The sequence below is a fragment of the Kitasatospora sp. NPDC059722 genome (genome assembly GCF_042733235.1).
Lineage (GTDB): Bacteria > Actinomycetota > Actinomycetes > Streptomycetales > Streptomycetaceae > Kitasatospora.
The window spans coordinates 29,084-53,777 of record NZ_JBHWGD010000028.1; the positions used below are offsets into that span (position 1 = coordinate 29,084).

21 protein-coding genes, 1 tRNA gene and 1 riboswitch are annotated in these 24,694 nt (G+C 74.5%); of the genes, 14 read left to right on the forward strand and 8 right to left on the reverse strand.

Annotated features, from left to right (window positions below; translation table 11 throughout):
- Positions 1–1,242: sensor histidine kinase (locus tag ACFV4F_RS19525; protein WP_380503991.1), on the reverse strand; the 1,242-nt coding region annotated here is incomplete at its 3' end.
- Positions 1,243–1,540: 298 nt separating this feature from the next.
- Here ACFV4F_RS19525 and ACFV4F_RS19530 point away from each other — a divergent pair.
- From ACFV4F_RS19530 to ACFV4F_RS19565, 8 genes are all read left to right on the forward strand, one after another.
- On the forward strand, positions 1,541–2,101 hold the full coding sequence (locus ACFV4F_RS19530) for a heme-binding protein (protein ID WP_380442763.1): 561 nt from the start codon (positions 1,541–1,543) through the stop codon (positions 2,099–2,101).
- A 185-nt stretch (positions 2,102–2,286) separates the two neighbouring features.
- Entirely contained in the window at positions 2,287–2,703 is a 417-nt protein-coding gene (locus ACFV4F_RS19535; RefSeq protein WP_329927198.1) for a hypothetical protein, read from the forward strand.
- Positions 2,704–2,779: 76 nt separating this feature from the next.
- Positions 2,780–3,697: an NAD(P)-dependent oxidoreductase gene (locus tag ACFV4F_RS19540; RefSeq protein ID WP_380442765.1), complete on the forward strand. Its 918-nt coding sequence runs from the start codon at positions 2,780–2,782 to the stop codon at positions 3,695–3,697.
- 40 nt (positions 3,698–3,737) lie between these two features.
- Positions 3,738–4,319 carry a GNAT family N-acetyltransferase gene (locus tag ACFV4F_RS19545; RefSeq protein WP_380442767.1) on the forward strand — a complete coding sequence of 194 codons (582 nt, stop codon included), beginning with the start codon at positions 3,738–3,740 and terminating at the stop codon, positions 4,317–4,319.
- 100 nt (positions 4,320–4,419) lie between these two features.
- On the forward strand, positions 4,420–4,998 hold the full coding sequence (locus ACFV4F_RS19550) for a flavodoxin family protein (RefSeq protein WP_380442769.1): 579 nt from the start codon (positions 4,420–4,422) through the stop codon (positions 4,996–4,998).
- Positions 4,999–5,318: 320 nt separating this feature from the next.
- Positions 5,319–6,479 carry an LPXTG cell wall anchor domain-containing protein gene (locus ACFV4F_RS19555; protein ID WP_380503993.1) on the forward strand — a complete coding sequence of 387 codons (1,161 nt, stop codon included), beginning with the start codon at positions 5,319–5,321 and terminating at the stop codon, positions 6,477–6,479.
- A 186-nt stretch (positions 6,480–6,665) separates the two neighbouring features.
- A complete protein-coding gene (locus tag ACFV4F_RS19560) occupies positions 6,666–7,916 on the forward strand; it encodes a hypothetical protein (RefSeq protein WP_380497676.1) in 1,251 nt (416 codons plus the stop codon).
- Positions 7,917–8,021: 105 nt separating this feature from the next.
- Entirely contained in the window at positions 8,022–8,792 is a 771-nt protein-coding gene (locus ACFV4F_RS19565) for a MerR family transcriptional regulator (protein WP_380503996.1), read from the forward strand.
- A gap of 34 nt (positions 8,793–8,826) precedes the next feature.
- On the opposite strand, the gene ACFV4F_RS19570 is transcribed toward ACFV4F_RS19565, so the two are convergent.
- The gene (locus ACFV4F_RS19570) at positions 8,827–9,906 is read right to left on the reverse strand and encodes a helix-turn-helix domain-containing protein (RefSeq protein ID WP_380497678.1); all 1,080 of its coding nucleotides are present in this window, start codon (positions 9,904–9,906) and stop codon (positions 8,827–8,829) included.
- Positions 9,907–10,141: 235 nt separating this feature from the next.
- On the opposite strand from ACFV4F_RS19570, the gene ACFV4F_RS19575 reads away from it, so the two are divergent.
- Entirely contained in the window at positions 10,142–10,819 is a 678-nt protein-coding gene (locus ACFV4F_RS19575; protein ID WP_380442778.1) for an RNA polymerase sigma factor, read from the forward strand.
- Complete coding sequence (locus ACFV4F_RS19580; protein WP_380503998.1) at positions 10,816–12,237, forward strand: hypothetical protein; 1,422 nt, start codon at positions 10,816–10,818, stop codon at positions 12,235–12,237. Before ACFV4F_RS19575 ends, ACFV4F_RS19580 begins: the two co-directional genes overlap by 4 nt.
- Before the next feature lie 61 nt (positions 12,238–12,298).
- Here the strand turns inward: ACFV4F_RS19580 and ACFV4F_RS19585 are convergent, their stop codons facing one another.
- Together ACFV4F_RS19585 and ACFV4F_RS19590 are read right to left on the reverse strand one after the other, a co-directional pair.
- Positions 12,299–13,798: an aminopeptidase P family protein gene (locus tag ACFV4F_RS19585; RefSeq protein WP_380442782.1), complete on the reverse strand. Its 1,500-nt coding sequence runs from the start codon at positions 13,796–13,798 to the stop codon at positions 12,299–12,301.
- Positions 13,799–13,922: 124 nt separating this feature from the next.
- Positions 13,923–15,380, reverse strand: coding sequence for a PP2C family protein-serine/threonine phosphatase (locus ACFV4F_RS19590; RefSeq protein WP_380504000.1), 1,458 nt, complete (start codon positions 15,378–15,380; stop codon positions 13,923–13,925).
- Between the two features lie 630 nt (positions 15,381–16,010).
- Between ACFV4F_RS19590 and ACFV4F_RS19595 the strand changes: the two genes are divergently transcribed.
- The gene (locus ACFV4F_RS19595) at positions 16,011–16,646 is read left to right on the forward strand and encodes a bifunctional DNA primase/polymerase (protein ID WP_380442786.1); all 636 of its coding nucleotides are present in this window, start codon (positions 16,011–16,013) and stop codon (positions 16,644–16,646) included.
- Between the two features lie 226 nt (positions 16,647–16,872).
- On the opposite strand, the gene ACFV4F_RS19600 is transcribed toward ACFV4F_RS19595, so the two are convergent.
- The 4 genes from ACFV4F_RS19600 to ACFV4F_RS19615 form a co-directional block, all read right to left on the reverse strand.
- On the reverse strand, positions 16,873–17,856 hold the full coding sequence (locus ACFV4F_RS19600) for a DUF5926 family protein (RefSeq protein ID WP_380442788.1): 984 nt from the start codon (positions 17,854–17,856) through the stop codon (positions 16,873–16,875).
- A 126-nt stretch (positions 17,857–17,982) separates the two neighbouring features.
- Complete coding sequence (locus ACFV4F_RS19605) at positions 17,983–18,399, reverse strand: ATP-binding protein (protein WP_380442790.1); 417 nt, start codon at positions 18,397–18,399, stop codon at positions 17,983–17,985.
- Between the two features lie 447 nt (positions 18,400–18,846).
- Positions 18,847–19,671, reverse strand: a complete 825-nt coding sequence (locus tag ACFV4F_RS19610) for a glycerophosphodiester phosphodiesterase family protein (protein ID WP_380497685.1) — start codon at positions 19,669–19,671, stop codon at positions 18,847–18,849.
- A gap of 79 nt (positions 19,672–19,750) precedes the next feature.
- Positions 19,751–21,202, reverse strand: a complete 1,452-nt coding sequence (locus ACFV4F_RS19615; protein WP_380504003.1) for a purine-cytosine permease family protein — start codon at positions 21,200–21,202, stop codon at positions 19,751–19,753.
- Positions 21,195–21,342: riboswitch (TPP riboswitch) on the reverse strand. Its footprint overlaps the gene before it by 8 nt.
- A gap of 233 nt (positions 21,343–21,575) precedes the next feature.
- Between ACFV4F_RS19615 and ACFV4F_RS19620 the strand changes: the two genes are divergently transcribed.
- The 3 genes from ACFV4F_RS19620 (at position 21,576) to ACFV4F_RS19630 (ending at position 24,562) form a co-directional block, all read left to right on the forward strand.
- Positions 21,576–23,465 carry a S1C family serine protease gene (locus tag ACFV4F_RS19620; protein ID WP_380504006.1) on the forward strand — a complete coding sequence of 630 codons (1,890 nt, stop codon included), beginning with the start codon at positions 21,576–21,578 and terminating at the stop codon, positions 23,463–23,465.
- Positions 23,466–23,526: 61 nt separating this feature from the next.
- Positions 23,527–23,614 (forward strand) — tRNA-Ser (locus ACFV4F_RS19625).
- Positions 23,615–23,734: 120 nt separating this feature from the next.
- Positions 23,735–24,562: a MerR family transcriptional regulator gene (locus ACFV4F_RS19630; protein ID WP_380442798.1), complete on the forward strand. Its 828-nt coding sequence runs from the start codon at positions 23,735–23,737 to the stop codon at positions 24,560–24,562.
- Positions 24,563–24,694: the final 132 nt, after the last annotated feature.

Here is a 24,694-nt window from a genome sequence, read left to right on the forward strand (position 1 = left end):
CCGTTGGGGGGCGCAGCGCTCCGCCCGCCGCGGGCCCCCCCCCCCGCCCCGCCGCCCCCCCCGCGCCCCCCCCCGGGGCGGGGCGGGGGGGGGGGGCGCGCCCCCCCGCCCGCGGTCGAGGCCCCGGCCGTCGTCGGCGACGTCCAGCACGGCCTGGTCGCCGAGGAAGGACAGCGTGATCGCCGCCGTCGAAGCCCCGGCGTGCTCCCGGACGTTGGCCAGCGCGCCCTGGGCGATCCGCAGCAGCGCGGACTGGACGGCGGCCGGCAGCGGGACGGGCGCGCCGTCCAGGTGGAAGCGGACCGGCAGGCCGCTCTCGGCGGACTCGCGCGCGGCCAGCGCGCGCAGCGCCTCGTCCAGCGGGCGGCCGTCGGCGAGTTCGGCGGGTGCGAGGTCGTGGACGAAGCGGCGGGCCTCGGCGAGGTTCCGGGCGGCGACGTCGGCGGCGGTGCGCACGTGGGCGCGGGCGGTCGCCGGGTCGGCGTCCCAGGTGCGGTCGGCGGCCTGGAGCAGCATCTGCTGGCTGGACAGGCCCTGGGCGAGGGTGTCGTGGATCTCCATCGCCAGCCGCTCGCGCTCCGCCAGCGTGCCCTCCCGCCGTTCGGTGGCGGCGAGTTCGCGCCGGGTGCGGACCAGGTCGGCGATCAGCGCGTGCTGCCGGGCGGCCTGCCGCGCCATGAAGAGGAAGACGCCGGTGGCGAGCGCCGCCACGGCGGGCGGCAGCAGGACGAGCGTCGCGTCGGCGCCGCCGGGCAGCCGGATCTCGGCGATCACGACCAGCAGGGTGAGCGCCGCGACCAGCGGGATCGCCGCCCGCGCGGGGAGCGTGCGCAGGGCGGTGTAGACCAACGGGACGGCGCACCACGCGAAGCTCGGCGCGAGCAGCACCAGCACCACCCAGAGGGCGACCACCGTCGCGAACGGCCAGAGCCGGCGCCGGCCCGGTGCGGGCGGGCGGCGGTGCGCGAGCCAGGAGCCGGCCGGCTGGGCGGCGGCCAGGGCGGCGCTCAGGCCGACGACCCACGGGATCCGCGGGCTGCCGGCGTGGTGGGTGAGGTAGCGGCTGAGCGAGGCGACGAGCAGCAGGAGGAAGGCGGAGTCGAGCAGCAGCGCGAGCCGGCCCGCGTCCGGGTCGCCGGCGGTGCTCCCGAGCGCGTCCGCACCCGCGAGCGCGTCGGCGCCCTCGGCGCCCTCGGCGCCCTCGGCGACGACGGCGTCGTCTGCGGCGCGGGGGTGCGGCACGGGAGGCTCCTGGTCGGTGGTCACGGGCGGCGCGCTGACCTGCGCCGATCCCTCGATGGTGACCCGTCCGGCCCGGTCCCGCATCAGCCGATCGGTTGACCCCGGTGTCCGCCGACCCGCCCGCGCGGCCGCGCCGGACCGCCGATGTGGCCGGCCCCGCTCCGGCCGGAGGATCGAAGCACGGCCGCCGGACGGGTCCCCCCGCCGCCCGGCGGCCCCCACCCGAACCCGCGGCCCCCACCCGAACCCGCGGATCCCCGACAGCCCGATCCCGCAGTCCCCGAGGAGCTGGACCCCGATGAAGAAGATCTCCGTGCGCACCCGAGTCCTCACCGGTACCCTCGCCGCCGCCGCGCTCGCCGCCACCGTCGGCGCTGTCTCGGCCAGCGCCGACACGAGCGAGACCCCGGCCGCCGCGCCGGCCGCGGTGAAGGTCGACACCCAGAACAGGAACCTGGCCCAGAGCACGGGTCTGACCGTCGACGCCGCCACCCGCGCCGCGCAGGCCGCCCTGGACGCGGCGGCCAAGGCCGGCCAGCACGTCTCGGTCGCGGTCGTCGACCGGGACGGCGTCACCCGGGTCCTGCTCAAGGGTGACGCGGCCGGCCCGCAGTCGCCGGAGTCGGCCGTGCGCAAGGCCTACACCGCGGTCTCTTGGAACGCGCCGACCTCGGAGCTGGCCAAGCGGCTGGCGCAGGCCCCGAACCTCAAGGACATCCCGGGCACGCTGTTCCTGGCCGGCGGCGCCCCGGTGCAGGCCAAGGGCGCCCCGGTCGCGGCGATCGGCGTCGCGGGCGCGCCCAGCGGCGACCTGGACGAGCAGTTCGCCCAGGCGGGGGTCGCCGCGCTCGCGAAGTGACGCGGCCCTGGGCACCGCGGACGGGGAAGTACCCCTGACGCACCGCCCGCCCGCCCCGCACACCCGGGCGGGCGGGTTTCCGTTTCCCCTCGTTCGGGTGAAGATCGGGAGGGTCCTTGCAGTACAGGGCGCGGACCGGTCAAAAGCCGGTGCCACTGTCGGTGGGGCGTGGCAGGCTTCCCGGTATGACGGCGTGGACCCTCAACGACATCGAACGTGCGATCCGCTCCTCCTGGGGTGTCGACACCTGTGCGCCCGAGGACCTGGCCCACTGGCGTCCCGACAATCCCGCCCGCGGCCAGTGCGGCGTCACCGCGATGGTGCTGCACGACCTGATCGGCGGCGAGCTGATGATGGGCGAGGTGTACGCCGGCGGGGTCCGGACGGACCTCCACTGGTGGAACCGCTTCGCCCCCGGCGTCGAGATCGACCTCACCCGCGAGCAGTTCGGGCCGGACGAACTGGTCGGCCCCGGCCGCCCGGTCTCCCGCCCGGCCCGGCACGGCCGGCTCCAGGCCCAGTACGAGCTGCTGCGCCACCGGGTGCTCACCCAGCTGGAGCGCGGCCGGGCGGTGCGGCTGCCGGAGCGCGCCTGCGCCTGAGCTCGGCTGACGTACAGTCGGCCGGGGTGCGGCGGCGCGGGCGCGCGGCCGGGGCGACGGCGATTGGGAGTGCGCGATGACCGGGACGACGGTCGGCTTCGTGGGGCTGGGTGCGATGGGCCGGGGCATGGCGGGCAGCCTGCTGCGGGCCGGCCACGCCGTCCGGGTCTGGAACCGTTCCCCCGAGCCGGTGGCCGCCATGGTCGCCGAGGGCGCGGAGGCGGCGGAGACGCTCGCCGAGGTGTTCGCGGCCGACACGGTGGTCTCCATGCTCGCCAACGACCAGGCGGTCGAGCGGCTGCTGCTCGACCCCGCCCTGCTGTCGGGCGCGCGGGCGACCCTGCACGTCAACATGGCGACGGTCTCGCTCACCCTCGCCGAGCGGGCCGAGGCCGCGCACGCCGGGCACGGCATCGGCTACGTCGCCGCGCCCGTCCTCGGCCGGCCCCCGGTCGCCGCCGCAGGACAGCTGAACATCCTCGCCGCGGGCGATCCCGCGCTGCTGGCGCGCGCCGAGCCGCTGTTCGCCGCGATGGGGCAGCGGACCTGGCACTTCGGGGACCGTCCGGGCCAGGCCAACACCACCAAGATCAGTGTCAACTTCCTGCTGGCCTGCGCGATCGAGTCGATGGCCGAGGCGTGCGCCCTGGCCGAGGCCCACGGCGTCCGGCCGACCGACCTCGTCGAGCTCATCACCAACACGCTCTTCCCCGGGCCGGTCTACGGCGGGTACGGCGCGATGGTGGCCGAGCGGCGCTACGAGCCGGCCGGGTTCCGGCTGCCGCTGGGCCTCAAGGACGTCGGCCTCGCGCTCGACGCCGGGGCCGCCGCGACCGTGCCCCTCCCGTTCGGCAGCGTCCTGCGGGACGCCTTCCTCGACGCGCTCGCGCACGGGGACGGCGACAAGGACTGGGCCGCCGTCGCGGCCGTCGCCCGCCGCCGCGCCGGCCTGCCCGACCGAGGTCCCGTCGCCACCTGCGCCGCCGGCCGATAACCACGTGCCGGGCCGTGCCGCGCCCGCCTACGATCCGCGCGTGACGTCCACCCGCAGCGCCGACGACCGCTCCGCAGCCCCCTGGCTGGTCCGCACCGAACGGCTGGAACTGCGCGCCGTCGGCCCGGCCGACCTCGCGCCGCTGCACGCCATCAACCACGACCCCCGCACCTGGCGGCACGCCCCCGAGGGCCGGCACCTCGACGAGGGCACCACCCGCGCCTGGATCGGACGGGCCGTCGACGTCTGGGAGTCCGACGGCATGGGCTACTGGACGGCCCGTCCGGGCGCCGACGGCCCGGTGGTCGGCGTCGGCGGCGCCTCGCTCCAGACCTCCACCGGCTTCTGGAACCTCTACTACCGCCTCGACCCGGCGTACTGGGGCCGCGGCTACGCCACCGAGCTGACCCGCGCCGCCGTCGACGCCGCCCACCGGCACGCGCCGGACCGGCCGGTGGTGGCCTGGGTGCACGACCACAACGCCTCCTCCCGCGCGGTCGTCGAGCGGATCGGCCTCGCCGACCTCGGCCCGCGGTGGCACCCCGTCCTGCGCGAACCGGTCCGGCTGTGGGCCGACCGGCCCGTCCCGCCGGCGGAACCGGAGCGGACGCCCCCGGAATAACCGGCCCGGCCCGCGCGCTGGCGCCTGCGAACGCACCACTTCCGCACCACTTCGACGGACCGCGCCGACCGGGCGGTACCGAGGCAACGGGGGGCCACCGATGGACGACCAGCACGCGGGCGCCGAGCCGCCGCGCAGATTCCTCTTCCTCGTCGCCAGTTCGCGCGCCGACGGGAACTCCGAGCAGCTCGCCCGCCTGGCCGCCGGGGCGAGCCTGCCGCCCGGCGCCGAACAGCGCTGGCTGCGCCTGGACGACCACCCGCTCCCGCCGTTCGAGGACTTCCGGCACGCCGGGGACGGCTCCTTCCCCGAGCCGCACGGACACGAACGGACGCTGCTGGACGCCACGTTGGAGGCCACCGACCTGGTCTTCGTCGCGCCGCTGTACTGGTACTCGCTGCCCACCAGCGCGAAGCTCTACCTCGACCACTGGTCGTCCTGGCTCCGGCTGCCCGACAAGGTGTTCCGCACGAGCCTGGCGGGCGGCACCATCTGGTCGGTCACCGCCCTGGCCACCGAGGACGACAAGGCCGACCCGCTGATCGGCGCGCTGCGGCTGACCGCCGACTACATGGGCATGCGCTGGGGCGGCGCGCTGCTCGGCAACGGCACCCGGCCGGGGGACGTGCTGCGCGACGAGCGGGCGCTGGTCGCCGCGAAGTCCTTCTTCTCGCAGTGAGCTCCGCACCCGGTCGGGCCTGAGCGCCCGACCGATGGATTCACGCCACGGAGGGCCGTGCGGTACCGTCCTCCAGGCGTGTACCCGTCACGCCGGGTGTGCTTTTGGTAAAAGACAAAAGCCTTGTCCGGTGACGGAGTTGGACGATTCGGGCAGGCTCCGTGTGTCGTACGGGACGGAGCGTGACACCTGCCTTCCGAAGTGGCTGGATCGTTCGGTAGTCTCCGTCGGACTTTCAAGCTTCGCGGGGGGATCGCGGCGCGCTCCGCCGCGCCCCACCGCGCCTCCGGGCGTGCCCGGACTCTCCCGTGAGGTCTCCCTTGTCGATACGTCGCACTCTTGCCCTCGCCGGCGCCGCCGCGCTCGCGTCCTCGATGGTGCTGGCCGGTGCCCAGGGCGCCATGGCCGTCGGTGCCACCGACGCCCCGTCCGCCGCCGCGTCGGCCGAGAAGACGGCGGCGCAGCTCCTCGGTCTCTCGCTCCAGGGCGTGCCGGACACCTTCATCGCCGGCGGCGACGCCCGCGAGTTCAGCTACAAGATCGACAACTCGTCCAAGCACGACGACGTCTTCTACCCGTTCCTGAAGTTCAAGAACAAGGCCGGCTCGCTCAAGGCCAAGGACTTCAAGGTCGAGTACCAGCTGCCCGGCGAGGGCTGGCAGACCGGCGCGGTCGCGCCCGGCGGCGGCGACGGCGACGACTCCGCCGCCCTGATCCTGCTCGGCCAGGTCGACGGCGACGGGAACCCCTCCGACGACGCCCTGCTGGTCGTGAACCACGGCAAGAACCTGACGATCAAGGTCCGGGTCTCCTTCACCGGGGACGCTCCGCTCGGCAAGGCCGGTGTCGTCCCGGTGGTGTTCGCCGCCGCGCTCGACGACGACAGCCACCTGCCGACCGACAACGGCGGGTTCAGCTGCGAGGGCATCCGCGGCGCCGGCTTCACCATCAAGAAGGCGGCCCCGACCCCCACCGGCAAGCCGACCCCGACGACCACCACGTCGCCGACGGGCACCCACACGCCGACCCACACGCCCACCCCGACCGGCTCGCCCACGACCAGCCACACGCCGACGGCCACCGCCACGCCGAGCACCACGGCCACCGCGACGCCGACCGGCACGCCCACCACGCAGCCGACCACCCCGGCTCCGACCACCCCGGCTCCGACCACCGGTTCGCCGTCCGCGTCGCCGTCCGCCTCCGCCTCGACCGCCGCCCCGGCCCCGTCCGGCAGCAGCACCGGCGCCCCGGAGCCGATCGACTTCCCGGTGAGCGTCCCGAAGATCACCCCGCCGAAGATCGTCCCGGCCGCCGTCACCAAGGCCAAGGCCGCCGCCGACAACGCGGACAAGGCCCTCGCCACCACCGGTGGCGGTGACGACACCACCGCCATCGCCGGCGCCGGCGGCGCCGTCCTGGTGGCCGGCATCGGCACCCTCGTGGTGCTGCGCCGCCGCAAGTCGGCCCAGCAGGGCTGACCGCGCAGCCGCTCCCGGCGCCGGATCCCGGCGCCGGGCGGCGGCTGACCTCGGGGGATCACCGCCTGAGTGCCACCGCGCCGCCCGTCCGTCCGCCCGACGGACACCCGGGCGGCGCGGAAGGTACTCCTCCGTCACATAGGATGTCCGGCCGGAGGGGGGCGGAACCGGCGGGGAGAGGGACAGGTGCGGGGAGCACGCACGGCACGGACCACTACCGACTACGAGTCCGGCACGGGACGCATCGCGGGCCTGCTGGTACGCAGACACCACGTCCTGCTGGTCGCCTGGACGGTGCTCTGGTTCTTTCTGGTCGAGCCCAAGGGCGGCTTCTCCTGGCACTACCTGCGCCAGGGCGAGCAACTGCTCTTCAGCGGTCAGCCCGACGGCGGGCTGTCGCTCTACGCCCACCACCCCGAGCTGCAGATCGGCCCGGTCAGCCTGGCCGCGGCCCGGCTCACGGCGCCGTTCTCGCCGTACACGGGCCAGGTGATCGCCGAGGCGGTGAGCTCCGCGCTCGGCCTGGTGATGCTGGTCCTGGTGGGCCGCACCGCCGCCCTGTACTACCTGGGCACCGGCACCAACCACCGCCGGCTCCAGCAGCGCGTGCTGATCGCCGGGCTGGCGTTCATCCCGATGTGGGTCGAGGTGTCGGTCCGCTTCGCACACCTCGACGACGTGCTGGCGCTGTTCTTCACCGCCCTCGCCGCGCACGCGCTCGCCCGCGGCAAGCCCGTCCAGGTCGCGATCTTCCTGGCGCTCGCGGTGGACTCCAAGCCCTGGGCGATCGCCTTCGCCCCGCTGGTCCTCGCCCTGCCCAGGCCCGCCTGGCTGCGCACCGCGCTGTGGTTCTGCGCGCTGGTCGCGGTCGCCTGGCTGCCGTTCTACCTCGGCAACCTGGACACCATGGCGGCCGCCAAGTTCACCATCCCCAACCAGCCGGCCTCCTCGCTGCGCTGGTTCGGCGTGACCGACCCGACCACCCCCTGGTGGGACCGCCCGACCCAGTTCGCGCTCGGCCTCGGGCTCGGCGGCATCGCGGTCTGGCGCGGCCGCTGGCCGGCCGTCGTGCTGCTCGGCGCGAACGCCCGCGTCCTGCTCGACCCCAGCGTGTACACGTACTACACGGCCTCGATCCTGCTCGGCACCCTGCTGTGGGACGCGGTCGGGCAGAAGCGCCTGGTGCCCTGGTGGAGCTGGATCGCGCTGGCCTCGCTGTACGGCGGCACGCTGCTCCTGCCGTCCGATCCGGCGCGCGGGTTCGTCCGGCTCGCCTTCGTCGTGGTCTCGACGGCGTACGTGCTGCTCTGGCCGACCCAGCAGACGCGCCGCCCGCGGCCGTCGGCGGACGACCAGGGCCAGGGCCACGGCCACGGCTCCGGACGCGGCCGGCTCGGCCGTCGGCGCGAGCGCGTCCTGGTCGGCGCCGGGCACTGACGTCCCCGCCGGGCACCCGCGCGGAACCCGACGGCCCTTCCGGCTTGACCCTCACGCGACGTGAGAGACGAGTGTCGAGTCAGCACGAAGGGAGGAACACCCCGCATGAACAGCGACGGCTACTCGGTCGGCGCCGTGGCGAGGATCGCCAAGGTGACCGTCCGCACCCTGCACCACTACGACGAGATCGGACTGCTGTCCCCCGCGGGCCGCACCCGGGCCGGCTACCGCCGGTACGTGGACGCCGACCTCGACCGGCTGCAGCAGATCCTGTTCTACCGCGAACTCGGGTTCCCCCTGGAAGAGATCGCGGCGATCCTGGACGACGACTCGGTCAGCCCGAGCGAGCACCTCCGGCGGCAGCACAGCCTGCTGACCGACCGGATCAAGCGCCTCCAGGAACTCGCCGCGGCCGTCGAACACGCCATGGAGGCACGGAGAATGGGCGTTCAGCTGACCCCCGAGGAGAAGTTCGAGATCTTCGGCGAGGACTACAAGGAGGAGTGGGAGCAGGAGGCCGAGCAGCGCTGGGGCGACACCGAGGCCTGGGCCGAGTCGCAGCGCCGCACCGGCGCCTACGGCAAGGCCGACTGGGAGCGCATCCAGGCCGAGATGACCGCCCTCAACGGCCGCCTGGCCGCGGCGGTGGCGGCCGGCGAGCCCGCCGACGGCACCCTCGCCATGGACCTCGCCGAGGAGCACCGGCAGCACATCTGCCAGAACTTCTACGACTGCACCTTCACCATCCACCGCGGCCTGGCCGGCCTGTACGTCGGGGACCCGCGGTGGACCGACACCTACGAGAAGATCGCGCCCGGCCTCGCGCAGTGGCTGCACGACGCGATCCTGGCCAACGCGGCCCGGCACGAGGGCTGAGCCGGGAGGCCGAGCCGAGGACTGAGCCGGGGGCTCACGCCACCCCGCGGCCGAACCCCCGCCGGTAGGCCGTCGGCGAGGTGCGCATCACCCGGCCGAAGTGGTGGCGGAACGTCGCCGCGCTCTCGAAGCCGACCGCGGCGGCGATCTCCTCGACCGTCCCCTCAGGGGACTCCAGGAGCGGCAGGCTGGCCGCGATGCGCTGGGTGACGACCCAGCGCATCGGGCTGGTCCCGTTGCGGGCGGTGAAGTGCCGCAGGTACGAGCGGTCGGACATCCGGGCGGCCCCGGCCAGCGCCGAGACGGTCAGCGGCGACGCCAGGTGGTCCATCGCGTACTGCATGCTGCGCGCGATCCCGTCGTCCTCCTCGTCGACCGGCAGGATCGCCGCCTCGATGAACTGGGCCTGCCCGCCGTCCCGGTGCGGGGGCACGACGAACCGGCGGGCCACGGTGTTGGCCACCTTCGCGCCGTGGTCCCGGCGCACCAGGTGCAGGCACAGGTCGATCCCGGCGGCGCTGCCCGCGCTCGTCAGGACGTCCCCGTTGTCGACGTACAGCACGTCCGGGTCGACCTCCACCGACGGGTACCGCTGCTGGAGCAGCTCGGCGTAGCGCCAGTGCGTGGTCGCCTTGCGGCCGTCGAGCAGGCCGGCGGCGGCCAGGGCGAAGGCGCCCGAGCAGATCGAGACGATCCGGGCGCCGCGCTCGTGCGCCGTGCGCAGCGCCGCGACCAGGCCCGGCGACACCACCCCGCCGAAGGCGTTCGGCACCCCGGGGACGATCACGGTGTCCGCGGCCGCCAGCTCGTCGAGCCCGTGCCGGGCGACCATCGCGAACCCGCCCACCGCGTCGAGCGCCGTCCCGGGCCGGTCCGCACACACCTTCAGGCCGTACCAGGGCGCCGCCAGCAGGCCGCTCAGCTCCGGCCGGGCGAGCCCGAACACCTCGACCGCCACGCCGAGTTCGAACGGCGCCATGCCGTCGAACGCGTACACCGCGACGTCGTGCACCGGCTCCGGCCGGCGCCCGATGGCGACCGCGACCGGCCCGGGCGCGGTCCTCCCGGCGGCCTGCGACGTGCTGCCCTGCGGCGGGTTGTCGTGCTGGGTCATGCGAACCCCCTGCTCAAGGGTGGTGGAACGTCGGTGAGTTTAGTCCGTCGGGCCGCGCCGGGATTTTTCGGAACTCACCTGCAACCTCCACCGCCCCCGCACGTCCATTGGTACGGGGGCGGAGAACACCAGGCCGGTGGCGGCTGGGAGGATCTTGCCGATCTCGATCAAGATCAGGTGAGCAGACGGTTCCGGTACGCCCGGAAACCGTCCCGGGGGAAAGCGGAAGACGCAGATGTCCATGGCCATCGGGCCGATCATCGCGCCGGCATGGAAGCGTGGTTTCTCCGTCCGCGGAGTGGCCGCCCTGCTGTTCGGTGCCCAGGAGGCCGGCGAGCCCGTCGCCGTCCCCACCACCGAGCACCAGGCGGTGCAGCGGCGCTCCGGTTTCCGGCTGCTGCGCGGGGGACGCGGCCGTACCGAGGACCGGCCGACCCTGACCGACCTCTACCACGCCCACCGGCTCGGGCTGGTCCGGATGGCCGTCCTGCTGGTCGACCACCAGGACCTCGCCGAGGACGTGGTCCAGGAGGCCTTCACCCAGCTCTACCAGCGCCACGGCGAGGAACTGGACGACCTCGACAACGCGCTCGGCTACCTGCGCACGGCGGTCGTCAACGGCGCCCGCTCGATGCTGCGCCGCCGCAAGACGGCCCGTGAGTACGTGCCGCCGCACGAGACCGACGCCCCGTCGGCCGAGGAGCACGCGGTGCTCAACGACGAGCACCGGCGCGTGCTGGTCGCCCTGCAGGAACTGACCCCCCGCCAGCGCGAGGTGCTGGTGCTGCGCTACTGGTCGGACATGTCGGAGGCGCAGATAGCCGACACCCTGGGCCTGTCCCGGGGCGCCGTGAAGTCCACCGCCAGCCGGGCCCTGGACGCTCTCGAAAAGCACCTGGAGAAGGTTCGATGACCGACAAGTTCCCCCGCCGGATCGGCGGCGACGGCGACGGGCCGGCCGAGACCCCGACGGAACGGCTGCTGCGCGAGGCGATGACCGCCCGCACGTCCCTGATCACCGCGCACGACCTGCGCCCCGCGGCCCCGCCCAATCGCCGGATCCGCAGACTACGCCCGGTCTACGCCGTCACCGTCCCGCTGCTCGGCCTGGCCGCCGCGATGGCGGTCGGCGTGGTCACGCTGCACGGGAACCCCGTGGCCGACCACGACCACGCGCCGCCGGCCGCCACGGTGTCGGCCTCCCCCAGCCCGACCCCCGCGGCGACGCCCACCGAGACCCCCAGCCCCACGGCCACCCCGTCCGAGACGGCCACCCCGACCGACACCGGGACCCCGGACGCCCCGGAGACCGCCGCGGCCCTCGCCGACGACACCCCGTCGTCGTCCCCCACTCCGACGAACAAGGCCACCGGCGCCACCACCGGCCCGGCGACGCCGTACACGTTCCGCGGTGTGAAGCTGAAGGTCCCGGCGGGCTGGCGGATCGCTTCCGACGACCCGGCCAGCTACCACCTCTGCCTGCTGAGCCCGGGGGCTCCGCAGGACGCCACCAGCCGGGATTGCCAGCCCTACGGAGTGGACGTGACGGTCTTCGACACGGACTCGATGAGCTGGCCGTCGACCTCCGACCTCGACCGCGCCGGCGGCTGGGCCCACCAGCCGTTCTGCCCGGTCTGGGGCAACCCGCACGTGCCCGCCGCGGGCGAGCAGGTCACCAGCCACGCCCCGACCAGGACGACGCCCACGGTGTCCGGCCGTCCGGCCCGGAAGTCGCAGTGGCAGGACTCGTGCGGCACCTCGTCCTTCACCGCCCAGCTGTGGGCCCTGCCCAAGGACCAGGTGTTCGTCTCCGCGATCGGGCTCAAGGACGACTACCAGCAGGGGCTGATGACGATCGTCAACAGCCTGGACGTCAGCGGCCACGTCGCGCCCTACTCGGAGAGCGTCGGCGTTTCGGTGAGCGGCCTCAAGCCCGGCCAGCAGGTGCCGAACGACGGGACTCCCGTCGAGTTCTCGGTCACCTACAAGAACACCGGCAGCGCCAAGGTCTCCGGTGCGAAGGCCGTGGTCTTCTACGACTCCTACGCCGCACCTGTCGGGCAGCCGTTGCAGGGCACGCTGGAACGCCAGGAAGGGGCGGACTGGAAGCCGATGGACGTGCGGATGCTCGACTCCTACTCCTCGCTCCAGACGGGGCTGCCCGTGGACCTGGATCCCGGGCAGAGCACCACGGTCAACTACCGCCTGAAGCTGGCCGCCCAGGACACCCCCGGCTCCTTCTCGCTGACCGCGCGACTCGCCACGCCCGTGGCTGAGAGCTACACCGTCTCCGGCGGCACCACCCTCCAGTTGCAGGTGATCGCCAAGTAGCGCGCGCGAGGGCCCGGCCTCCCCGAACGACAGGGGGAGGCCGGGCCCTCGTGCGTGCGGGTCAGGCGAGCGATGCCATCCAGGCCTCGACGTCCTCGGCGCGGCGGGGGAGGCCGGCGGAGAGGTTCTCGTTGCCGTCGGCGGTGACGAGGATGTCGTCCTCGATGCGGACGCCGATGCCGCGGTACTCCTCGGGGACGGTCAGGTCGTCCTGCTGGAAGTACAGGCCGGGCTCGACGGTGAGGACCATGCCGGGCACCAGCAGGGCGTCGACGTGCTCCTCGCGGCGCGAGTGGGCGCAGTCGTGGACGTCCAGGCCGAGCATGTGGCCGGTGCCGTGCAGGGTCCAGCGGCGCTGGAGGCCCAGCTCCAGGACCTTCTCGACGTCGTACACGGAGCCGTCGAGCAGGCCCCACGCGAGCAGGCGCTCGGCGAGGACGCGCTGCGAGGCGGCGTGGAAGTCGCGGAAGCGGGCGCCGGGCCGCACTGCGGCGATGCCGGCCTCCTGGGCGTCGTGGACGGCCTCGTAGATCTTGCGCTGGAGGTCGTTGAAACGGCCGCCGATGGGCAGCGTGCGGGTGACGTCGGCGGTGTAGAGGGTGTGCGTCTCCACGCCGGCGTCGAGCAGCAGCAGCTCGCCGGGGCGGACGTCGCCGTCGTTGCGGACCCAGTGCAGGGTGGTGGCGTGCGGGCCGGCGGCGGCGATGGTGCCGTAGCCGACGTCGTTGCCCTCGACGCGGGCGCGGCGCCAGAAGGTGCCCTCGATCCAGCGCTCGGAGGTGGCGACGGCCTGGCCGAGCTCGCGGACGACGTCGGTGAAGCCCTTGACGGTGGCGTCGCAGGCGGCGCGCAGCTCGCCGATCTCCCAGGCGTCCTTGACCAGCCGCAGGCCGCTCAGGAACTCCTTGAGCTCGGCGTCCTTGTCGGCGTCGAGGAACTCGCCCAGGGCGCCCTCCAGGCCCTCGTCGTAGCCGCGGACGAGCCGGGTGGGGGCGGCGGAGTCCTTGGCGCGCGCGGCGAGCTCGTCGGCGGCCTTGCGGACGTCGCGGGCGGGCAGGCCGAGCAGCTGCTCCTGCTCGGTGAGGCTGTGCCGGCGGCCGACCCACAGCTCGCCGTAGCCGTCGAGCCAGAACTCGCCGTTGTCGCGGTCGGAGCGGGGCAGCAGGTAGAGGCCGAACTCGTGGCCGGCGTCGCCGGTCGGCTCGGCGACGAGGACGGCGTCCTCGGTCTGGTCGCCGGTGAGGTGGACGTACTCGCTGGCGGCGCGGAAGTTGTAGTCGGTGTCGTTGGCGCGGACCTTCAGGTTGCCGGCCGGGATCACCAGTCGCTCGCCGGGGTACGCGGCCGAGAGCCGGGCGCGCCGCTCGGCGGCGTACGGGGCCTGGGCGACGGGCGTCAGGCCGTGCAGCTCGGTGTCGGCCCAGCCGGACTTCATCGAGGCGGCCAGCTCGTCCGAGACCTCGGAGTACAGGCCGTTCTTGCGGCCCTTGAACTGCTTCGGCTCCTCGCCGCCGGTGGCCTCGGGGTTCTCGGCCACCGCCGGGGTGCGGTCCTCGGTCACGTACAACGCCTCCTTGGGGGTGGTGCGGCCCGCCCGTGGGGGATGTCGGATCGCGACACACGTGGGCGGCCGTGCGTCCCATGGTACGGACGCCCGGTCGCCCACTCGTTCGGGGCCGGAAGGTCTACTCGAAGCGGGCGCCCAGCAGCATCAGGTCGTCGGTGGCGGCGTCGGCCCCCTCGCGGCCGGGGCAGGCGGCGAGCAGGTGGGCGCAGAGCCGGTCGGGGTCGATCCGCACGTCGCGCGGGGCGTCGGCGGCGGCCCGGCGCAGGTTGGCCTGCCCGGCGTGCAGGGTGGGGCCGCAGCGGCGGGCCAGGCCCTCGGTGTACAGCAGCAGGGTGTCCCCGCGCTCGGCGGTGAGCTCGACGCCGGGGGCCTCCCAGCAGGCGAGCATGCCGAGCGGCGCGGAGAGCGAGGTCTCGACGAACTCGGCGCCGTGCCGGTTGACCAGGATCGGCGGGCAGTGCCCGGCGCCGGCCAGGGTGATCCGGCGCTCGTCGGGTTCGATCCAGGCGTAGACGGCGGTGGCGCTGCGGGTGGGCTCGGTGGTCTTCAGGAGCAGTTCGAGGTCGCCGAGGACGGAGACCGGGTCCTCGCCCTCCAGCACCGCGTACGCCCGCAGCGCGGCCCGTACGCGGCCCATCGCGGCGGCGGCGCCGGGCGCGGAGCCGGGGCCCGCGCCGGGGCCGTCGCCGGAGACGGAGCCGACGGTGAGGCCGACGGTGCCGTCGGGCAGCGGGATGGCGTCGTACCAGTCGCTGCCGTTGGAGCGGTCGAGGCCGGCGGGGACGAGCCGGGCGGCCAGCCGCAGCCCGGCGGGCTGGGGGAGCCGGTCGGGCAGCAGGCCGCGGAGCAGCGCCTCGGTGGTGCGGCTGACCTTGTCGGCCGCCAGCTGCCCGGCGATCAGCGGGGCGGCGAACCGGCAGTAGCGGTGGGCGAGTTCGCGCTGGCGTTCGGTGGGTTCGGCGGGCCGGTCGTAGAACCAGACGGCGGCGGCGAGCGGGCCGTCCTCCTCGGTGGCGAGCGGCAGTCCGTAGCAGCCGCCGAGGCCGAGGTGGGCGGCGAGTTCGCGCAGCCGGGCGCCGGTGGCCGGGTCCTCGGCGAGGTCGGGGGAGTGCAGCCGCTCGGGCCGGTCCCGGTCGCGCAGCAGGCGGGCAAGCAGGCTCTGCTCGAAGGGGACGGTCTCCAGGGCGCCGAGGCTGGCGCGGTCGAGGCCGAGGCCGAGCGGCTGGCCGGGGCCGCCGCCGGGCTGCCGGGTGACCAGGACGCCGCGGCCGGCGCCGAGCAGGTCGGCGCCGGAGGCCAGGACGGCGGCCAGGGTGGCGTCGAGGCCGCGGGCGCGGGCGAGCCGTTCGGTGTGCTCGTACAGGCTGGTGAAATCGGACAGGCGTCCGGCCAAACGGTCCTGCACCCCGGTGGACGGTGCCGTGAGGGCCTCCGCCGCACCGTCCTGGGCCTCGGCGGGACCGGGCAGGCCCGGCTGGTCGACGAGCGGGTCGAGGACGGAGAGCCCGCCGGTGAAGCCCGGCTCGGCCGGCGCTGCGGGTGAACTGGGCGTCGACGACGGGTGGGTCTCGGTCATGCCGGCACTCCTGACGCGGTGCTACGTGTCATGCGGAACCCCCAGGGACGGCCGATGTGGGGGCGAGCGCGGCCGAAGGGCGCGTTTCGCCTCGAATCGCTACTACTCGTCATTGATCGACAGCAATGGCACCACTTCTACACAGGCCATTTGGGGCATGTCCAGATCCGGGACGAGCCGGTGGCCGGTTCCCCCTCCACTGCGACCCGGACGGAGGGCGCGTCCGGTTCGTACGCGCGCCGTTCCGGCCGGGAGGAATGGAGCGGCCCGGGAGCGGGCAGAACCGTGGGGACGGACCCGGCGGCCGTCCGGATCGTATGCTTTCGCCGCCCGGATGCCGCGCTGGCCGGATGTCACTCACTCGTACGGTGGAACCAAGCGCGCCCGGGCGGCGTCCATCCGGGCGCATACGCGATTCTCGTTCCGAGGGCTGTTCCCGTGCGCGGCCCCTCTCATGTCGTGCTCCACGCCGTGCTCCACGTCCGCGCCGCGCCGTCCGCCGTACCGCCCGCCCGCCGCGTGCCCCCGGTCCGCGCCGCCGCGGCCCGTGCGGCGAGTCCGGCGGACGCGGCCCCGGGACGGACGGCGGCCCCGGAGCGAACCGAGCGGTCAGGGAAAGGAACGAGCGCCATGCGTGAGGATCCGAGGGGCCGGTCCGCGGCCCGGTCCGCCCGGCTGACCGCGGCCCTGGAGTCGGCCGTCGACCACCGCTGGCCGGTGGTGCCGGGCGCGGTGCTGTCCGGCGGGCGCTGTTCGTGCGGCGACCCGGACTGCCCGGTGCCGGGCGCGCACCCGCACGACCCGCCGCTGCTGGCGGCCACCACGGACGCCCGGATGGTGCGCTGGTGGTGGGAGCGGCAGAGCCCGGACGCGCCGGTGCTGGCGGCGACCGGTCGGGCGGTGTCGGCGGTGAGCCTGCCGGCCCTGGCCGGGGCCCGCGCGCTCGCGTACCTGGGGGCGCTGCGGCTGCCACTGGGGCCGGTGCTGGCGATGCCGGGCCGCTACGCGCTGCTGGTGGCGCCGTACTCGCTGGACTCGCTCGGCGAGATGCTCGCCCAACTCCCTTGGGTGCCGGGCTCGTTGCACTACCACGGGCCGGGCGGCTTCCTGCCGCTGCCGCCCGGTGCGGGAGCGGGCCCGGTGCGCTGGGTGCTGGCGCCGCGGCGGGCGGCCGATGGCGGGGTGTGGCTGCCGCAGGTCGGGCCACTGCTGGGCGAGTTGGTGGAGGCGACGGTCCGGCTGGACAGCGGGCGCTCGGCCTACTGACCGGCCGTCCGGTGGCGGCCCGTCGGCCGGTCATCGGCCGGGTCCGGCGCCGTCCGCCCGGAAAAACAAAAGATCCGGCCGCTGGCGACGGGGGATGCACCAGCGACCGGACTCTTTAGACAGTAACAAGGATCTGCGTCCGCGCCAATTTCCAAGACGCCCTCCACGCCCGGAAATTGCGGTTCAGGGCGACAATGTGACGCGTATCACCTCGTTCCTGCGCGCTTTAGTTCAGGGTGACCTGACGGTTCACCAGGTTCGCGCGGGCGCGTCGCTCGTCGGCCGTGAGCGGCGCCGGGTCCGCGAGGACGGCGGCGAGCCGCTCGGCGAACCCGGCGGCGGGCTTCTCGCAGTCGGCCGCCGTCATGGCGAGCGGCAGGTCCCACACGGGGACGGTCAGGCCGTGCGCGCGGAACGAGCCGACCAGGCGGGTGTCGGTGCCGAGCGAGGCCTCGCCGGCCGCGTTCAGCCGGGCCAGCGCGTCCAGGAGCTGCTCCTCGGGGACGGTCATCACCCAGCGCAGGTGGTTCTTGTCCGGGGTGCCGCACCAGTACGCGGCGTCGACACTGGTGAGCTTCTCGGTCGGGATGGCGGAGGCGTTGGCGCGCTCCAGCGAGGCGGCGACCTCACCGGTGGCGGTCTCGGCGTCCTCCAGCCAGAACTCGAAGCCGGTGTGCACGGCGGGCGTGAAGTCCGCCGTGACGTCCAGCAGGTCCTGCAGGCGGCGCCCGCCCGGGACGGTCCGGCGGGCCGGCACGGGGCTGCCCGGCTCGGCGGCCAGGGCCAGCTCCAGCGCGTCCGCGAGGTCGCGGCTCAGGTCGCCCGAGGAGGACTGGGTCTGCAGGCCGAGCAGGATCGAGCCGTCCTGGCGGCGCAGGGCCGGCCAGGCGAGCGGCAGGACGGTGGCCAGGGTGACCGACGGCACCTCGCCGACGGCGGTCCCGGCGACTCCGGCGGCCAGCGTCAGCGGCACGGTGGCGGCGGGCACCAGCTCGCGCAGCGCGACCCAGTCGGCCTCGCCCGGCAGGCCCTCGAACGGGCGGTGCACCAGCTCCTGCACCGCGTGCGAGGCCTCCCGGCCGTGGCAGGCCTTGTACCGGCGGCCCGAGCCGCACGGGCAGTCGTCGCGGGCCCCGACCACGGGGATCTCACCCGTGACGGCGGTGGTGGACTGGCGCTGCGGCGCCTTCTTGGCGGCCTTCTTGCCCATGGTGCGGCTCTCCCGGGGACGGTGGTCCTTTGCTCCGGGAAGCCTACTGACGTTCTCCCGGCGCGCGGGCACGCGCCGGGGCGGGAGCGCTGCGGCGGCGGCGCCCGGGGCCTGCGGGCGGGGCGCTCAGGCGCTGCGGGCGTCACCGCCGGTGCGCCTGGCGTGCCGCGCGCGGGCGGGCAGCGCGGCCCAGACCGTCACCTCGCCGGGTGCGTCGCGCACGCCCCAGTCGCTCGCGAGCTGGTCGACGATGCCCAGGCCGCGGCCGCCGCGCGAGGTCAGCGAGGGGCTGCCGGGCTCGGGCCGCGTCGGTGCGCCGCCGTCGGTGACCTCCACCGTCAGCACGCCGTCCGCGTGCATCTGCCAGCGGACGAGCACGCCGCCGTCGTCGCCGGGCTGTTCCGCGTCCCGGCCGGCCGGCGCACCGGCATGCGGCCCGGACGGGACGCCGACCAGTACCTGGTCGACGACCTCGGCCAGGGTGCCGCGCCCGAGCGCGGGCAGCGGGCCGAGCGGCCGGGCGTACCGGCACGCATTGCTCAACAGCTCGGAAAGGATCAGTACGGCATCATCGATGACCGGTTCCGGTATCTGCCGATCACCCAGATCTCGACGCAGTCGGCGCCGTGCGACCCCGACACTCGCTGGGCCGTGCGGCACTGCCATGGTCGATGAAGTCGGCACTTCACGCGCCACCATCAACGCCACCCCCGGACCTCCTTCAGCGTATGCCGAGGGATGGATGCCCCTTGGTAATGCGTCGGAAACGACCGCGCGACGATCCCGCGAGCCCATTTCGAGCAGCGCGACCGAGGGTGGGCGGGAGGTCATTCCCCGCTCACCCTCCGTCGCGCCGGCGCACGATTTCCGGCAAGAAACGTGCGCGGAAGGTTTGAATGCCGACCGGATCGGTCGGGTTCGGCGATCAGGTTCCGACAGAGCGGTCGGCACCCACCGGGATCCGTGGGGCCCGTGGGCCCTCCGGGGCCCTCAGCGGCCGAGCTGCGCCAGCACCTGCGCGGGCTTGTTGGTGATGATCGCCGACACCCCGAGCTCCAGGCACAGGTCCACGTCGGCCGGCTCGTCGACCGTCCACACGTGCACCTCGTGGCCCAGCTCGCGCAGCCGCGGCACCAGGTCGGGCTTGGCCCGCACCAGGTCGATGCCGGGCCCGGCGATCCGCGCCCCGCCGGGCAGCGGCCGGCCCTCCCGCAGCCGGCCGAGCAGCGGCAGCATCCGCTCGATCAGGAACACCCGAGGGTAGTCCGGCGCGGCGGCGGCCACCCGGTCCAGCGCGATCGACGAGAAGCTCATGATCCGGGCGGACGGGCGGTCGCCCTCGCGGGTGCCGGAGATCTTGAACCGTTCGAGCATCCGGAGCAGCTCGGCCTCGACCCGGCCGCGGAAGCGCACCGGGTGCTTGGTCTCGATCGCCAGGTCCACCGGCCGTCCGCAGTCCACGACCAGCTCCAGCAGCCGCTCCAGGGTCAGCACGCCGCGCAGCTCGGGGTCGGTGCTGGGCCGGCCGGTCTTCCAGGCGCCGAAGTCGTAGTCCTGCAGCTCGGCGAGCGTCATCGCCGAGACGGTGCCGCGGCCGTTGGAGACCCGGCCGATGCGGCGGTCGTGCACGCAGACCAGCTCGCCGTCGGCGGTCACCCGGACGTCGCACTCGACGGCGTCCGCGCCCTCCTCGAGGGCCCGCCGGTAGGCGGCCAGGGTGTGCTCGGGCAGGGCGTCCGAGGAGCCGCGGTGGGCGACTACCTGGACGGACGGCGCGGTGCGCGGGGCCGTCGAAGACAGATCTGGGCTGGTCACGCCGTCAACGATAGGCGGAGCAGGTGACGCGGAGGCGAAGACGGTCCCAACCCGAGGGGCCGTCCTCGCCTGCCGTCCCTCAGTGCTGCGGGGTGCGCCGGCTCAGCGGGGTGAGCGCCCAGGTGACCAGCGCGGGCACCGCGAAGGCGAACAGCGAGGCCGACGTCCACTCCTGCGGGGTGAAGTGCAGCGCCCCCTGGGCCGAGGTCCAGAAGTCGGTCCACCAGCCGGCCACCGGGGTCGGCGCGATGAACTGGTAGACCGCGAAGCCGAGCACCCACGGCAGCAGCATCAGCCAGCGCGAGGGCGCCTCGGCGGTGAGGTTCCAGCCGTTGCGGCCGGCGCCGAAGAAGTAGTCCACCGCCAGCACGGCCAACAGCGGCACGAAGACCGAGCCGATCAGGCCGAGGAAGTTGGTGTACGTGTCGGTGAACTTGTCGATCCGCAGCGCCAGCACGGTGGTCAGCAGGCCGATCGCGCCGGACAGCACCCGGCGGTCCGCCCGCGGCAGCAGGTTCTGCACCGACATCGCGGTCGAGTACACGTTGGCGAAGGACTGGTCCGTCTCGCGCAGCACCAGCACCAGCAGGAACAGCCAGCCCGCCCAGACGCCGAGGAAGGAGTCGAAGATCTTGTTCGGGTCGCCGTCGGACTGCAGCAGTGCCATCAGGCCCAGCGCGTAGCACCACACCTGGGCGACGGTGTAGCCGGAGAAGCTGCCCCAGAACGCCGAGCGCGGCGTGCGCGAGTGCCGCGTGTAGTCGGCGGCGAGCGGGACGAAGGAGATCGACACCGCGATCATCGCGTCGGTGGCGCCCAGGAAGCCGTGCCAGTTGCCCTTGCCCGGGTCGGGCACGCCGTGCCGGCCCAGCTGGACGGTCAGGTAGACCATCGCGACGGCGACGGCGCCCGCCACGAAGCGCCGCAGCACCCGGATCGAGCCGAGCGGCCAGATCGTCAGCACGGTGGTCAGCCCGCCCGCGAGCAGGACGAACAGCCACCGGTAGCTGTCCGTGTGGGCGACCGTCTGCGCGCCCGCCGCGATCGTCAGGAGCTCGAACACGCCCCAGCCGATGCACTGGACGATGTTCAGCACCGTCGGGACGTACGAGAGCCGGGTGCCGAACAGCCCGCGCAGGTTCGCCATCGCCGGCGCGCCGGTGCGGGCGCCGATCAGCGCGGCCACGCCGAGCATCGCGGTGCCCACCGCGGTGCCGGCCACGATCGCGGTGCCCGCGGCGGCCAGCGACAGCTCGCTGCCCGGGGCGCCGAGCACGGTGGCGGCGGTGGAGAAGCCGATCAGGCTGACGCCGAGGTTCATCCACAGCGCGAAGTGGTCGCGGAAACGCAGCGTGCGCGGCGGCTCGGCGTCGAGGACGAGCGGTGCCTCGGCCTTCTCCGGCCGGTCCAGCAGCGCGGTCGCGGCGGCGGTCCCGCCGGATCCGGGCCCGTCATGACCGGTCGTGGACGATTCGGAGAAACCCTTGGACTCGGGCGCGCCCGAAGAAGAGGATGGCGAAGCAGGCGGCATGGCCGATACTCCCTACGCCGGCATTACCCGGACAGGTTCCGGCGGTCAACGCCCCCTCGACGGTCCGCCCGGGATCCCGTGGCGTACGGTCGACCAGCGCACTCTCAGCCTGGAAGGTCCAAGCTCCCGCGTGTCAGTTTGGAGCGACAGGCTAACCGGCACCGGGGCGAACGCCCAAGGCCAGGGGGCGTGCGGTCCGCATCGCGGGACGTTCGGCGGGGGTGGGGGAGCCGCCGCCGGGAACGTGTCGTCGAGCGGAGGCGTCGGTCCCGCCTAAGGATTCTTATGAGTTCTTCAGAGGGGTCCTTACGGCAATCGAATCGGCAGTGCGAAAAACTATGGTCCTTGGTTCTGTCAGCTATGGAGGTCGTCCGTGAGCACCGAGCGCGAGGTTGGGCCCACCGGGCCGCAGGGGGAGCAGCCCTCGGGCACTGAGGCCGCGGCAGCGGCCCCGGCTCCGGACGGGCACAAGCCCACCATGGCCTTCGGCAGGATCCCCGAGCCCGAGGCCCCGGCGGACGCCCCGCCGGCCGACGGCGGGCACAAGCCGACCATGGCCTTCGGCCGGGTGCCCGAGCCCGAGGCCCCGGCGGACGCCGCGCCGGCCGAGGGCGGGCACAAGCCGACCATGGCCTTCACCAAGGTCCCCGTCCCGGAGGCGGCGCCCGTCGCCCCCGCTGCGCCCGAGGCGGCCCCCGCCGCGCCCGCCGAGGCGCCGGTCGCGCCGGTCGCCGAGAGCGGCTACATCGACGCCCCGCCGCCGGTCCTGCCGCCCGCCCCGGCCGCGCCCGTCGCCCCGGCCGCGGCACCGGCTGCGCCCGTCGCACCGGCTGCGCCCGCCGCGCCCGTCGGCGAGGCCGCCCCGGTCCTGCCGCCGGTCGCCAACCCGTACGCGACGCCGACCCACGGCGTCCCCGCCGCCGGCGCCCACGACCCGTACGCCGCCCCCGGCGCCCAGCACCCGTTCGGCGCCGGCCGCCCGCTCGGCGGCTGGGGCGCGGGGCACGACACCACCGCCGCGCACGGCATTCCCGGCTACCCGGGCGCCCCCGGTGCGCCCGGCGGTCCCGCGGGCCCGCTCGGCTACCCGGCGGACTACCCCGGCGGCCCGGCCGGCCCCGGCGGTCCCCGCAAGAAGCGCGGCGGCCTGGTCGCCCTGATCGCCGCCGTCGCCCTCGTGGCGGGCATCGCCGGCGGTGCCGTCGGCGTGGCGGTCTCGGGCAACGGCAACTCCGTCGCCTCCGCGGACGACCACCGCAGCACCACCATCCAGGCCAGCAACACCCAGAAGAACGAGCCCGCCCCCGGCTCGATCGCCGCCATCGCGCAGAAGGCGCTGCCGAGCGTCGTCACCATCAAGGCGCAGAACAGCAGCGAGTCGGGCACCGGCACCGGCTTCGTCTTCGACACCGAGGGCCACATCCTCACCAACAACCACGTGGTGGCGCCCGCCGTCACCGGCGGCGGCGGCAAACTGACCGTCAAGTTCGCCGACGGCTCCTCCTACAGCGCCTCCGTGCTCGGCCGCGCCGAGGGCTACGACGTGGCCGTCGTCAAGATCGACAACCCGCCGAAGGAGAAGCTGAGCCCGCTCACGCTGGCCGACTCCGACAAGGTCAACGTCGGCGACGCCACCATCGCGATCGGCGCGCCGTACGGCCTGGAGTCGACCGTCACCAGCGGCATCATCAGCGCCAAGGACCGCCCGGTCGCCTCCGGCGACGAGACCGGCGCCCAGGCCTCCTACATGAACGCCCTGCAGACCGATGCCTCGATCAACCCCGGCAACTCCGGCGGCCCGCTGCTCGACTCCAGCGGCGCCGTGGTCGGCATCAACTCGGCGATCCAGTCCAACGCCTCCGCCAACGGGCGGGCCGGCAGCATCGGCCTCGGCTTCGCCATCCCGATCAACCAGGCCAAGTGGGTCGCCGACACCCTGATCAAGACCGGCAAGCCGGTCTACGCGCAGCTCCAGGTGCTGCGCAACGACGACTACAAGGGCGACGGGGCGCAGATCCAGACCCGCGACATCCAGGGCCAGCCCGCCGTCACCCCCGGCGGCGCCGCCGACAAGGCCGGCCTCAAGCCCGGCGACGTCATCACCAAGCTCAACGGTGCCCCGATCGAGAACGGCCCGGCCCTGGTCAGCCGGATCTGGACGCACAAGCCCGGCGAGACCGTCGACGTCGAGTACCAGCGCAACGGCCAGACCATGACCACCAAGGTCACCCTCGGCTCGCGGGAGGGCGACACCCCGAGCTGACCCGGCGCCCGGAAACCGTGTGCACCGAACCCCGCCGGACCCGTTAGGCTGACCTCCGCCTGGAGAGCTGCCCGAGCGGCCTAAGGGAACAGTCTTGAAAACTGTCGTGGCGTGACCCGTCACCGTGGGTTCGAATCCCACGCTCTCCGCTGGTAGGGGAAAACACCTGCTCAGGGCGGGTGCCGACATCGAGTCGGCACCCGCCTTCGCGTTTTGCGGGCAGCGGGGCTTGACCCTGACACCGTGGGAGGCCGTGCACTGGGAGCACCATGTTGAACATCGGAGACTTCGCCAGGCACGGCCGGGTGTCGGTGCGGATGCTGCGCCACTACGACGCCATCGGACTGCTGCACCCCGCCCGGGTGGACCCGGTCAGCGGCTACCGCTTCTACCAGGCGGCCCAACTCGCCCGGCTCAACCGGGTGATCGCGCTCAAGGAGCTGGGCTTCACGCTCCAGCAGGTGCGGGCCGTCCTGGACGAGGAGGTGGACGCGGCCGAACTGCGCGGGATGCTGCGGCTGCGGCGCGCCGAACTGGCCGAGGCGATCGCGGCGGACACGCGGCGACTGGCCCGGGTGCGGGCGAGGCTCCGGACGATCGAGAGCGAGGGGACCATGTCCACGCACGATGTCGTGGTGAAGCCGGTGCCGTCCGTCCGGGCGGCCGAACTGAGCGCGGTGGCGGCGAGCTACCAGCCGGAGGACATCGGGCCGGTGATCGGCCCGCTGTTCGCCGAGCTGTGCCGCCGGCTGGCGGCGGCGGGGGTGGCCGAGACCGGCCCGGCCGTGGCCCGCTACGAGGAGGCCCCGGAGGGCGGCGGGGCGGTGCTGGTCCGCGCCGCGGTCCCGGTCGGGCCGGGGGTGCGGGCGGGGGAGCACGACTTCGACGTGGTCGACCTGCCCGCGCTCGACCACGCGGCGACGGTCGTCCACCGCGGGTCGATGGACGACGCGGTGGGCGCCTTCCAGGAGCTGGCCCACTTCATCGAGGCCAACGGCTACCGCTCCACCGGCTACGCCCGCGAGCTCTACCTGGAGTGCCCGGACGACCCGGCCCACTGGGTGACCGAACTCCAGGAACCCGTCGAGCCGCAGTAACCCGCGACGCAGGCCCCGCCGGCCCCCCCCCCCCGGGGGGGGGCGGCCCCCCGCCCCCCCCCCCCCCCCCCCGCGGCCCCCCCCCCGGGGCGGGCCGGGCCCCCCGCCCCCCCCCCCGCCCCCCCGGGCCCC